Genomic DNA, 13150 nt, shown 5'->3' with positions numbered 1-13150 from the left:
ATCGCATCGTCGAGGCTCGGCTGTGTACAGCAAGCTTGACAGTCAAGTCTGTTTGACGTCAAGTTAGCTTTACAAGATCGTCGCTGAGCGCCTCCAGGTGGTCCAGGGCGGCCAGCAGGCGTTCGCGCAGCTCCTGTGCCCGCTCGGCGAAGGCGCGCTGATGCCGGACGTACTCCGCTCGCCCCTCGGCCGTCTCGATCCGGATGGGCTCGTAGCCCCAGTCGGCCAGGTCATAGGGTGAGGCCTGCATGTCCACGCCGCGGATGTCCCATGCCAGCTCGAAGCAGTCCGCCACCAGGTCCGAACTGATGGCCGGCAGCAGCTTGTACGCCCACTTGTACAGGTCCATGTTCGCGTGGAGGCAGCCGGGCTGCTCCAGCTCCACCTGCCGAGCCCGCGTGGGCTGCAGCTCGTTGAGCTCCACCGCCTCCGGCGCGAAGAATCGGAAGGCGTCGATGTGCGAGCAGGTGATGCGGCTGCCCTCCACCACCGCATTCGTCCCCTCCGCGCCCAGCCGCAGGGGAACCGTGGAGTGCCGCACGCCGTGCACCTCCGCACGGTAGGCCATCGCCCATTCGTGCAGGCCGAAGCACGCCAGCCGTGCTGGTCGTGAGGCAGTGGCGGAGAGGATCCGCCGACCGAACTCCACCATGGATGCCCGCCGCTCGCAGAACTCCTCCACATCCACCTCCCAGCCGCCCTGCGGCGCCTGGTCTGAGGGTGCCACCTCGCGGTAGAAGCGCCAGGTGGCGGGGCCGTCGTCGGGAATCTCCTGGTCTGGGTGGGTGCCCTCACCAGCGCTGCGTGCCAGCACGACGCCGGTCCCCGGGTGCCAGCGCTGCAGCGCACCAGGGGTGAGCGAATAGTAGGAGAAGAGGAAGTCGTGCACCGGGTGCTTCTCACCACGGTGATGCAGTTCCACGATGGGGTCGGTGTAGGCGGCGATCCGGGCCCGATGGGCCTGCGCGCGGGCAGTCCAGTCCGACGGGTCCAGGACCGTGCGGTGGGCGGTGGCGGCTGCGGAGGGCATGCCCTCCAGCCTAGATGCCGGGGAGCAGCTGAGCCCTCGCAGAACGGGGCAGTGGGACTGCCGACGCAAGCGCCCAGGTCACGGGGAGGTTACAATGTGAAGGAAATGCTGTTCAGTAACCATTTCAGACCTTCCCTGAATGCTCGCTGTGAGGTTAGGGTCGGGGCCAGGCCCGCCTGTGTTGTGGATCACACTCGTCCAGACTGCCGGGCTGCCGTGCGGTATCGAGCACGGATCGCATCTGGTGAGAAGAGGAATGACCATGACCCCCCTACCCCCACGCGTCCGGCACCGCCGGGCGTTGGCTGCCGCCGTGGCGTCAGCCGGACTGTTGGCCAGTTCGCTGGCCACCCTTCCGGCTGTGGCCGCACCGGGTGGCGCAGAGCCCACAGGGCCGGGCCAGGTGAACGATGCGGCGGCGTCCGCATTCACCGAGGGCCGGTACATCGTGACCCTGGCGGGCGAGCCGGCCGTCACCTACACCGGCGGCATCAAGGGCCTGGCCCCCACTGCGGCGGAAGGCAATCAGTTCGACACTGAGGCCGCAGCGGTCCAGAAGTACGACCGTCACCTGCGCCTGCAGCAGCAGAGCGTCGCCTCCTCACAGGGTGTGGAGATCGGCACGCACTTCACCACGGCACTGAACGGCTTCGTGGCGGATCTGACGGCAGAGCAGGCCCTGGAACTGTCCAAGGACCCGCGCGTGCTGGCCGTGGAGGAGGACGTGCAGAACGCACCGGACTACTCCTCCACCGACTACCTGGGGCTGCCGGGTGAGAACGGGACATGGAACTCGACCTACGGTGGCGTGGAGAACGCCGGCAAGGGCGTGGTCATCGGCATCATCGACTCGGGCTACTACCCGGAGCAGGAGTTCCTGGCCGGAGAGCCCGTGCAGCCGCTGGCGGACGGCGCCAGCCCCGAGGTGGGCGTGCCGTACCGGGACAGCGACGGCCGGATCGCCATGCTCAAGGCCGACGGCGGCACGTTCAAGGGTGAATGTCAGGAGGGCCAGGACTTCTCCGCAGACACCTGCAACTCCAAGGTCGTGGCGGCCCGCTACTTCGCCGATGACTTCATCCGCCTGGTCCCGCCCACCCAGATCGCTCCGCACGAGAAGAACTCTCCGGTGGATGTGGGAGGCCACGGCACGCACACCGCCACCACGGCCGCCGGCAACGCAGGTGTGGAGCAGACCATCGATGGCGAGACCTATGGAACCGGTTCCGGTGTGGCCCCGGAAGCCAAGGTCTCGGTGTACAAGATCTGCTGGGAGGACACCAACCCGGACACCGGTGGCTGCTACACCAGTGCCTCCGTGGGTGCCATCGAAGCAGCCATTCAGGACAACGTGGACGTCCTGAACTACTCGATCTCCGGCAACAACAACTCCACCACCGACAGCGTGGCCCGAGCCTTCCGCTCAGCTGCGGCGGCAGGGATCTTCGTGGCGGCCTCCGGAGGCAACTCAGGGCCGACGGCCAACACCGTCAACCACTCATCCCCCTGGCTGACCACAGTGGCGGCCTCCACCTTCTCCAACGAGATGACGGCCACCGCTGAGTTCGCCGACGGCACCAAGTTCCGCGGCGCCTCCTCCACCCGAGTCGCGGTGGAGGACAAGGACGTGGTGCTGGCCGAAGAGGTCGGACTGGAGGGCAAGAGCGCGAACGAGGCCCGCCTGTGCCATCTCGGTGCACTCGACCCGGCCAAGGCCGAGGACAAGATCGTGGTCTGCGACCGCGGTGAGACGGCCCGCGTGGAGAAGTCCCAGGCCGTCAAGGACGCCGGTGGCGTCGGCATGGTCCTGGTGAACATCGGTGGCGGCTCCGAGGATGCCGACGTGCACTCGGTCCCCACGGTCCACACCTCGGACGAGTCCATCAAGACCAAGGTCTCCACCACGGACCTCAAGGCCTCGATCGTGGTGGGCGACACCACCGGGCTGCCTGAGGCGCCGCTGCCCCAGATCGCCGGGTTCTCCTCGCGCGGGCCCTCCAACGCCGTGAACAACGAACTCCTGAAGCCGGACATCTCAGCACCCGGCGTGAACGTGATGGCCGGCATCAGCCCCCATGACCCTGGCGCCAACGGCAACACCTTCGGTCTGATGTCCGGAACATCCATGTCCGCTCCGAACGTCGCCGGCCTGGCCGCGCTGCTGGCCGCCCAGCACCCGGACTGGTCACCGATGGCGGTCAAGTCCGCGATGATGACCACCAGCACCGACGTCAAGAAGGGCGATGGCAGCGTCGATGCCGACAACTTCGCCACCGGCGCCGGTCACGTGGACCCGAAGGCCATGGACGCTCCCGGTCTCGTCTACGAGTCCACCCTGGATGAGTGGACCCGAGTGGGCTCCACGATCAACCCCTTGCCCGCGCGTCAGGTGAACCTGGCGTCCGTGGCCATCCCTGATGTGGGTGCCAGCGCCTCCGTGGAGCGTACGGTGACCGCCACCGAGGACGGCACCTGGACCCTCTCCGGGGACATCCCGGGCTACGCGGTGTCCGCCGCTCCGGCGACCCTGGAGCTGAAGGAGGGTGAGAAGGCCCAGGTCACCCTCACCTTCACCCGGCAGGGAGCTCCCAGTGAGTGGGTGCACGGGTCCTTCACCTGGACCAGTGCCACCGGCAAGACCGTCACCTCGCCGGTGACGCTGCGCGGCCTTGATCTGGTCGCTCCGTCGGACGTGACCGGTGAAGGCCCCAGTGGTTCGGCCCCGGTCGAGCTGATGCCGGGCATCAGCGGCACCCTGACCCCGGCCTTCGCGGGTCTGACCCAGGGGGAGAAGGAGTCCATCACCAAGGCTCCCGGCAACGTCTCGTTGACAGAGGACGCCTCCAACCGAGTCAAGAAGGTCACCGTTCCGGTGGGCACCAAGGCCCTGGTGGTCGCGGTGGACTCCCAGCGTGCCGGGGACGACTGGGACCTGCGTCTGCGGACCCCGTCCAGCTCACTGATCACCACGGGTGCAACCATGGCGATGTCGGAGCGGATCGTGGTCCCCAACCCGGAGCCCGGTGAATGGACGACTCTGACCCAGATGTTCGCCACCTCGGACCGGTCCGAGGCCACCGCCGATCTGGGCATCGCCGTCGTCCGTGACGACGCCCGCAATCTGAGCGTCACCCCGGACCCCTTGGTGGTCACCGCCGGTCAGGACATGGAGGCCACTGTGCACTGGAAGGGACTGTCCGAGGGCACCTGGTACGGTGCCGTCGAGTGGCGGCCCGGCGTCAACACGCTGTTGACCGTGGAGGTCGGACCTCAGCCTGACCTCGTCCTCAGCCCGATCGCCGACGCCACCGCAACGGTCGGCCAGGCCATCGCACCGATCTCCGTCGAACTGAACCGCGAGGACGCAGACGTCACCGTGACCGGGCTGCCTGAGGGCGTGTCCTACGATCCCGCCACCGGTGCGATCGCAGGAACCCCCGCCGAGTCCGGATCCTTCGAGATCACGGTGACCGCCACTGTCGGCGCAGAGACGGCCACGCAGACGTTCACGCTCACGGTCGAGGAGGCGGTGCCTGCCCTGGCGATCTCGCCGATCGCCGATGTCGCCGCGAGCGAGGGTGAGCAGATCGCCCCGATCGCCGTCGAGGTGAACCGTGACGACGCCGAGATCACCGTGGCCGGCCTGCCGGCCGGGGTGAGCTTCGACTCCTCCACCGGTGTGATCTCCGGCGCCCCCACGGCACCGGGCACCTTCGAGGTGACCGTGACCGCCGTGCTCGGCGAGGAGAGCGTGACCGAGACCTTCACGCTCACGGTGGAGGCCGTCGTCGTGCCCGAGCCTGAGCCGGAGCCCGTTCCGACCTGCAAGCTGCCGGAGTTCAGCGACAACCCCGCCACGGCGCCGATGTACGACGCCATCCGCTGGATGCAGTGCTCGGAGATCTCCCTCGGCTATTCAGACGGCACCTTCAAGCCCCGCAAGGATGTCTCCCGCGGTGAGTCGGTGGCCTTCATCTACCGGTATGTGGACCCGGAGTTCACGGCCGCCCAGGCGAAGGACTTCACCGATGTGCCGGTGAACCACACCTTCTTCCAGCCCATCTCCTGGGCGAAGGAGACCAAGGTCTCCACCGGCTACACGGACGGCACCTTCAAGCCGGGCCGTGAGGTCACCCGCGGAGAGTTCGCCTCGTTCCTCTACCGCGCAGTGGTGGAGAACCGCGGTGCCCAGGCCAGTGCGGACAGCTTCGACGACGTTCCGGCGGGCAGCGCTCACCGGGTCGCCATCGAGTGGCTGCAGCGAGAGGGGCTGTCCACCGGCTACGTGGACGGGACCTTCCGTCCGACCCAGCCCATCACCCGCGCAGAGGTGGCTGCACTGATGCACCGGTATGACCTCAGCCAGGAGGACTGATGAGGTCCGGAACGGTCGACATCGACTGACCCAGCCCTGAGACGACTCATCCCCGGCGCCCGTGAGGCTCCGGGGATGAGTCGTGTTCAGGGGACTGAAGGGGCTTCCGGCCGCGAGGTGACCTGCGCATCCTTCGTCAGCCGGACGTCATTCATGTTAAAGATGCGTTTCAGGCCTACCGACTCAGGGAACGCTCAGGTACTGTCAGGTTATCCCCAGGTCGTGTCGTGCATCACACGCCGCTGGCTGGGCGGTCCGTGCGGTCTCGACTGCACGGACCTCATTCGGTCCGGGCCGCGCGAGCGCCCAGACAACATCATGGTGAGGAAAGGCGGAGGTTCATGTCTACGAACCCCACACAGCCCCGGCGCCTCCGGGCACTGGTCTCGGCGGCCGCCGGGATCGGGATGCTGGGAGCGTCGTTCGCGGCGCTGCCAGCGGCAGCAGCGCCCTCGGCAGAGAAGCCGGACGCAGCACAGCACGAGCTGCTGCAGCAGCTCCAGGGCGTCAAGAAGTATGAAGACGGCCGCTACTTCGTGATCCTGAAGGAGCAGCCGGCAGCAACCTATGACGGTGGCGTGGAGGGGATTCCCGCCACCTCGGTCACCTCGTCCGGCGGAGAGTTCCGCGCGGACTCGCCGGCGGTCCAGAAGTACGACAACTACCTGACGGCTCAGCAGACGGCGGTCGCCTCGACTGCTGACGTCGCGGTCAAGCACCACTTCACCACGGCGCTGAACGGCTTCGTGGCGGAGCTGACCGCAGACCAGGCACTGGCCCTCTCCCAGGACGACCGTGTCCTGGCCGTCTCCGAGGATGAGGAGCTCGCGCCGGACTACTCGTCCACCGAGTTCCTCGGACTGACTCCGGAGACCGGGGACACCTGGAACAAGACCTACGGCGGCATCGAACAGGCCGGCAAGGGCGTGGTGGTCGGTGTGATCGACACCGGCATCCACCCGGACAATCCCTTCGTGGCCGGCGAACCCGTCAAGCCGCTCTCCGGTGCTCCTCAGGTGGGTGTGCCCTACCTGGAGTCCAGCGGACGCATCGCCATGCTCAAGGCCGATGGCACCACGTATCGCGGCGAATGTGAGGTCGGAGAGGACTTCACGGCCGACGACTGCAACGACAAGCTCGTGGGCGCTCGCTACTTCGCCGACGACTTCCTCGCCTACGTCCCGCCCACGGACCGCGATCCCAATGAGCGGATCTCGCCCCTGGACATCAGTTCTCACGGCACCCACACGGCGACCACCGCCGCAGGCAACCATGGCGTCGAGCAGATCATGAACGGCGACCAGTCCTACGGCATGGGATCCGGTGTGGCTCCGGCCGCCAAGATCGCCGCCTACAAGGTCTGCTGGGAGGACACCGATCCGGACACCGGCGGCTGCTACGGCTCCGGCTCCGTCGCCGCCATCGAGGCCGGCATCACCGACAACGTCGATGTGCTGAACTACTCGATCTCCGGCAACAACAACTCGGTGGTGGACCCGGTCGCTCTGGCCTTCAAGTCCGCTGCTGAGGCTGGCATCTTCGTCTCGGCGTCGGCCGGCAACTCCGGCCCGACCCCGGACACCGTGGCCCACTCCTCGCCGTGGCTGACCTCGGTGGCGGCCTCCACCTTCTCCAATGAGCTGACCGGCACCGTGGAGTTCGCCGACGGCAAGAAGTTCCGGGGCGTCAGCTCCATGGCCAACGGTGTCGGCCCGGCTGACATCGTGCTGGCCGAAGAGGTCGGCCTGGAGGGCAAGCCCGCGAACGAGGTCCGTCTGTGCTACCTCGGTGCACTCGACCCGGCCAAGGCCGACGGCAAGATCGTGGTCTGCGACCGCGGTGAGACGGCTCGCGTGGAGAAGTCCCAGGCCGTCGACGAGGCCGGTGGCGTCGGCATGGTCCTGGTGAACATCGGTGGCGGCTCCGAGGATGCAGATCTGCATTCCGTGCCCACCGTCCACACCTCGGATGAGTCCATCAAGACCCACGTGCGCGACACCGACGTTCAGGCCACCCTCGTCTCCGGTGACACCACCGGACTGCCGGGTGCCCCTCAGCCTCAGATCGCCGGATTCTCCTCCCGTGGACCGTCCAACGCTGTGAACCTCGAGCTGCTCAAGCCCGATGTCGCCGCACCGGGCGTGAACGTGATCGCTGGCGTCTCGCCGCTGGACCCCAACTACGGTGGGGACTCCTTCGGTCTGATGTCCGGCACCTCGATGGCTGCCCCGAACCTGGCAGGCATGGCGGCGCTGATGGCCGGCAAGAACCCTGACTGGTCCCCGATGGCCATCAAGTCGGCCATGATGACCACCGCCGGTGACGTCAAGAACGCCAACGGCTCGGTCAACCTGGACAACTTCGCCACCGGTGCCGGCTCTGCCGACCCGGCGAAGATGGCCCAGCCGGGTCTGGTCTACGAGTCGGACTCCCGTCAGTGGGATGCCCTGCTGCTGGGCACCATGCGCGGTCGTGACGTCAACGTCCCGTCCATCGCCGTGTCCGACCTGGTGAACACCGCCACCGTCAAGCGCACCGTGACCGCCACTCAGGCCGGCACCTGGGCCGCTGAGGCCGATGTCCCGGGCTTCGACGTGTCCGTCTCCCCGGCCACCGTCTCGCTGGCCAAGGGCGAGTCCGCTGAGGTGACCATCACCTTCAGCCGCACCACGGCCAACCACAATGAGTGGAACCACGGTTCCCTGACCTGGATCAAGCCTGCGGGCCAGTCCGTCACCTCTCCGGTGACCCTGCGCGCGCTGGATCTGTCCGCAACCTCCTCCGTGGAGGGCGAGGGCGCCCAGGGCTCTGAGACCGTGGAGCTGCAGGGCGGCGTCACGGGTGCCATCGATCCCACGATCGATGGTCTGGCCAAGGCCGAGTCCGTGACCTTCACCAAGGTCCCCGGAGCTCTCTTCGGTGGCAACAACGCCCACAACGACCTGCAGCAGATCGCTGTGGGCGAGGGCGTGAACTCGCTGGTGCTGAAGCTGCAGGCACATGACGGGGTCGCTGACTGGGACATGTTCGTCATCACCCCGGCCGGCCGCCAGATCAACGTGGCGACGGCAGCCGGCTCCGAGGAGCTGGTCATCCCGAACCCCGCTGCAGGCCGCTACCTGGTGGTGTCCAACCTGTACAGCTCTGAGGGCAACGGCGAAGCCACTGCCACTCTGGAGCACGTGCAGCTGGCGGGCGACGCCGGCAACCTCACCGTGAACCCTGACCCGGTGAACATCACCCAGGGTGAGACCACTGAGGCCGAGCTGGCCTGGTCCGGTCTGACCGAGGGCGTCTGGAAGGGCGTCGTCACCTGGGCACCGGGTGTCACCACCGCGGTCTCCGTGACCGTGGGCGCCGGTGCCGGCGAGCCCGGTGAGTGCACGCTGGAGGACTTCACCGACAACGCACCCGGCTCGCAGTACTACGCCGACGTGCGCTGGATGCAGTGTGCTGACATCACCCGCGGCTACTCCGACGGCACGTACCGCAAGGGCAAGGACATCAGCCGCGCTGAGTCCGTGGCCTTCCTGTACCGCCACTCCGGTGACGAGTTCTCTGCTCCGGCAGTGAGCCCCTTCGAGGATGTGTCCGCCGGATACACCCACTACACCCCGATCACCTGGGCCGCTGCCCAGGACATCACCACCGGCTACACGGACGGCACCTTCCGCTCCGGCCAGTCGGTGACCCGCGGTGAGTTCGCCTCCTTCGTGTACCGGTACGCCGGTGCCGAGTTCTCGGCGACCAACGAGGCCCCGTTCTCCGACGTGGCCCCGGGCACCGCACATCATGAGGCCATCTCCTGGATGAAGTCCGAGGAGCTGACCAACGGTCGAGTCGACGGCACCTTCGGTGTCAACGACCCGATCACCCGTGGCGAGGTGGCTGCGTTCCTGCACCGCCTCGACCAGTCCCTGGGCGAGTGACCCGTCGTCCGGGTCGGGAGACTGAGTCCTCCTGACCCGGACGGCATCACTGCTCAACAGCACTGAGCCCCCTCAGGCCGTATGGCCTGGGGGGGCTCAGTCTCATTCAGACCAGCTCACGACGATGGAGACCCATGAACCACCCCCAGGGCCTGACCGGTCCCTCAACCCTGTCCTACTGGGCCAGCGCCCTGCACCTGGCGTTCCTGCCGGTGTTCGTGGTGGTCACCCGGCTGCCCTTCGAGGACCGGGGCGGCTGGCTGAACATCGTCTTCGGACTGCTCTCCGTCACCGCAACGGTGATGACCGTCATCCGCGTCCGCAGCGGTCTCTTTCGTCACCGCGCGTCGGAGGCGGGGCTGATCGCCCTGAGCGTGCTCAGCAGCCTGTCGATCCTGGCGGCTGCGGCGGCCCACCTGGCTACGAGTCCCGACTCCATCAGCGCGGGCGCCCTGTCACTGCTGGGCATCCTCCTACACGCCGCCACCGGACTGTGGCTGTGGATCCGCGAGGGGACCCGACGCGCCACGGCCTCGCCGGTGGGCGCAGCCCGCGCCTGAGTCGCCCGGGATCAGCGGCCGGTGCCGCCGTAGACGGTCGCCTCTTCCTCGGCATCCAGGTCGAAGGCCTCGTGGACAGCGCGCACGGCAGTGTCCAGCAGGTCCTCGCGGGTGACCACGGAGATGCGGATCTCCGAGGTGGAGATCAGATCGATGTTCACCCCGGCCTGGTGCAGCGCCTCGAAGAACCGTGCGGAGACGCCGGGGTTGGAGCGCATGCCGGCCCCGATCAGGGAGAGCTTGCCGATGTTGCGGTCATGCACCACGTCCTCGAACCCGATGCGCTCCTGAGCGTCGCACAGGGCCTGCATGGCGGCCTTGCCCTCCACGATCGGCACCGTGAAGGAGATGTCCGTCCGGCCTGAGCCGGCCCGGGAGACGTTCTGCACGATCATGTCGATGTTGGAGTTGGCGGAGGCGATCACGTTGAAGATCTCCGCGGCCTTGCCCGGGATGTCCGGGACGCCGACGATGGTGACCTTGGCCTCGGACCGGTCGTGTGCCACGCCGGAGACGATCGGCTGTTCCATGGGTTCGCCTTCCTCAAAGGTGATGATGTCGTCGGGGTTGGGCCGCACCCAGGTGCCCTCGTTCTGGGAGAAGGAGGAGCGCACGTGCAGCGGGACGCCGAAGCGGCGGGCGTACTCCACGCAGCGCAGGTGCAGGATCTTGGAGCCGGAGGCGGCCATCTCCAGCATCTCCTCGGAGCTGATCTCCTCGATCTTGCGCGCGGAGGAGACCACACGCGGATCCGCGGTGTAGATCCCGTCCACATCCGTGTAGATCTCGCACACCTCGGCGTCCAGGGCGGCCGCCAGGGCCACCGCTGTGGTGTCGGAGCCGCCGCGGCCCATGGTGGTGATGTCGTTGGACTCCCGGCTCATGCCCTGGAACCCGGCCACGATCGCGATCTCCCCGCGCTCCACGGCGGTCTTGACCCGGTGCGGAGAGACGTCGATGATCCGGGCCTGGCCGTGCAGCGAGTCGGTGAACATGCCCGCCTGGGACCCGGTGAAGGACTGCGCCGAGGATCCCTCGGCGTGGATGGCCATGGCCAGCAGCGCCATCGAGATGCGTTCGCCGGCCGAGAGCAGGATGTCCATCTCGCGCGCCGGAGCGTCCTCGGTCAGCTGAGCGGCCAGGTCCAGCAGCTCATCGGTGGTGTCACCCATGGCGGAGACCACCACGACCACCTCGTGGCCGGCCCGCTGGGTCTGGACGATCCGGCGTGCCACCCGCTGGATGCCGGCGGCATCCGAGACGGAGGAACCGCCGTACTTCTGGACTATCAGGCTCATGCAGACCTCGCTGCGTCTGGGCCGCGCCGCGGCCCGATGGGTGGGGAACTGGGGGCAAGTCTAGATCCCGAGACCTGCGCCCTCCTGAAGGTGACCACGACGACGTCACGCACGTGACGTCGTCGGGATCAGGAGGGACGGTGGCCGGGTGAGGCGGCCCGCCCGTGGACCAGCCAGTAGAGGACCACGGAGAGTGTGCCGGTGACGGCCAGGGCCAGGTACATCCCGGTGTAGCCGACCAGGGGGATGAGCAGGCCGAACACCACGGGTCCGATGGCCACGCCCAGGTCCAGCATCATGTAGTGGGTGGAGGTGGCGATGCCCAGTCGTTCGGGACGGGCGCGGGTGACGCCGATGACCTGCAGGGCCGGGGTGATGCCCCCGAACCCGATCCCGCCCAGCACACCGGCGGCCAGCACCACCCAGGTGTGCTCGGCGACCGCCAGCATGACCAGGGAGAGGATGAACAGGGCGAACAGAGGCAGCATCACGGTGTTGTCCCCGCGGGTGTCCTGGATGCGCCCGGCGAACAGTCGGACCAGGAGCATGCCGGCGGCGTAGGCGACGAAGAACAGGGACGCGGCGGTGACCATGCCCCGTTCCAGCAGGGCGGTGTTCAGGAACGTGACCACCCCGGCGTAGCCCGAGGCCGCCAGGAGCAGCACGAGCGCCGGGGGCAGGGCATCCGGGTCCAGCACATCCGAGAGGCTCAGACGGAAGCGGCGGGCGTGCTCCTCCGGGGTGGGGGTCCGCTCGGGGAAGCGGCCCAGCAGGACCGCGCCGAGGGCCAGCACTGAGGCGCCGGAGATGAACCAGAACACGGCGTCCGCGCCGAACATCCCGGAGAGCTGGACGGCGGCGAGCGGTCCGAGGGCGGTGGAGATGGTGGAGGCCGCCCCGAAGTACCCCACGCCCTCGCTGCGCCGGGCCCGCGGGACCAGGTCCACCACGGAGGCGGTCAGGGCGGTGCCGGCACCGCCGAACGCCATGCCGTGCAGCAGCCGCAGCCCCACCAGACTCGTGAAGTCCCACGTCAACGGATAGACCAGGCAGCAGGCCAGGAACACGATCAGGGCGATCAGCAGCAGCCGCTTGCGCCCGATGAAGTCCAGGTACTTCCCGGAGATGATCCGCACCAGTGCGGCGCCGAGGATGAACGAGCTGGCCGCGAATCCGGCCACGGCGTCCTGCACCCCGAACCGCTCCACGGCGTAGAGGGCCATGTAGGTCATCGTGGTGATGAACACCATGGACACGCCGAACATGGCGACCACCGCGGCCCAGAAGCTGGGCGTCCAGAGGCGAGGGGCGTCGTCGGGACGCTGGCGGTCCTCAGCCGGTGACATTGCGGCGGCCCTCGAAGGCTCGGCCGAGCGTCACCTCGTCCGCGTACTCCAGGTCTCCGCCCACCGGCAGGCCGGAGGCCAGACGGGTCACGGTGATGCCGGTGGAGCCGAGCATGCGTGAGAGGTAGGTGGCCGTGGCCTCGCCCTCCAGGTTGGGGTCGGTGGCGAGGATGACCTCCTGGATGGTGTCGTCCTGCAGACGGGTGAGCAGCTCACGGATGTGCAGCTGGTCCGGGCCGATCCCGCCGATCGGGTTGATGGCACCGCCGAGCACGTGGTACCGGCCACGGAAGGTGCGCGTGCGCTCGATGGCCACTACGTCCTTGGACTCCTCGACGACGCAGATCGCGGTCCCGTCACGCCGCTCGTCCCGGCAGATCCCGCAGGTCTCCTGTTCGGAGACGTTGAAGCAGATCCGGCACAGCTTGACCTTGTCCTTGACCGTGCGGATGGAGTCGGCCAGGCGGATCATGTCCTCGGAATCGGCCTCCAGGATGTGGAAGGCGATCCGCTGGGCGGACTTGGGCCCGATCCCGGGGAGGCGTCCGAGCTCGTCGATCAGGTCCTGGACGGCGCCCTCGTACACGGTGCCCCTTTCGGTGGGTCGGTCTG

7 protein-coding genes are annotated in these 13150 nt (G+C 67.9%); 3 read left to right on the top strand and 4 right to left on the bottom strand.

The genetic code is table 11. The features are described from left to right. Window positions 1–58: 58 nt before the first annotated feature. Window positions 59–1030, bottom strand: a complete 972-nt coding sequence (locus tag BM355_RS09485) for a 3-methyladenine DNA glycosylase (protein ID WP_091697717.1) — start codon at window positions 1028–1030, stop codon at window positions 59–61. A 262-nt stretch (window positions 1031–1292) separates the two neighbouring features. Between BM355_RS09485 and BM355_RS09480 the strand changes: the two genes are divergently transcribed. From BM355_RS09480 to BM355_RS09470, 3 genes are all read left to right on the top strand, one after another. Continuing rightward, on the top strand, window positions 1293–5405 hold the full coding sequence (locus BM355_RS09480) for a S8 family serine peptidase (protein WP_091697715.1): 4113 nt from the start codon (window positions 1293–1295) through the stop codon (window positions 5403–5405). Window positions 5406–5746: 341 nt separating this feature from the next. After that, on the top strand, window positions 5747–9334 hold the full coding sequence (locus tag BM355_RS09475) for a S8 family serine peptidase (protein ID WP_091697713.1): 3588 nt from the start codon (window positions 5747–5749) through the stop codon (window positions 9332–9334). A 134-nt stretch (window positions 9335–9468) separates the two neighbouring features. Continuing rightward, the gene (locus BM355_RS09470) at window positions 9469–9894 is read left to right on the top strand and encodes a hypothetical protein (protein ID WP_091697711.1); all 426 of its coding nucleotides are present in this window, start codon (window positions 9469–9471) and stop codon (window positions 9892–9894) included. 11 nt (window positions 9895–9905) lie between these two features. Here the strand turns inward: BM355_RS09470 and BM355_RS09465 are convergent, their stop codons facing one another. The 3 genes from BM355_RS09465 to recR form a co-directional block, all read right to left on the bottom strand. Continuing rightward, window positions 9906–11192 carry an aspartate kinase gene (locus BM355_RS09465; protein ID WP_091697708.1) on the bottom strand — a complete coding sequence of 429 codons (1287 nt, stop codon included), beginning with the start codon at window positions 11190–11192 and terminating at the stop codon, window positions 9906–9908. A 128-nt stretch (window positions 11193–11320) separates the two neighbouring features. Further along, the gene (locus tag BM355_RS09460; RefSeq protein WP_091697706.1) at window positions 11321–12538 is read right to left on the bottom strand and encodes an MFS transporter; all 1218 of its coding nucleotides are present in this window, start codon (window positions 12536–12538) and stop codon (window positions 11321–11323) included. Then, window positions 12525–13124: a recombination mediator RecR gene (recR, locus tag BM355_RS09455; RefSeq protein ID WP_091697704.1), complete on the bottom strand. Its 600-nt coding sequence runs from the start codon at window positions 13122–13124 to the stop codon at window positions 12525–12527. The genes BM355_RS09460 and recR overlap by 14 nt, the downstream gene beginning before the upstream one ends. Between the last annotated feature and the right edge of the window lie 26 nt (window positions 13125–13150).

The organism is Micrococcus terreus, from assembly GCF_900116905.1.
In the GTDB taxonomy this organism is placed as follows: domain Bacteria; phylum Actinomycetota; class Actinomycetes; order Actinomycetales; family Micrococcaceae; genus Citricoccus; species Citricoccus terreus.
This window is presented reverse-complemented; position numbering and strand designations above follow the sequence as displayed.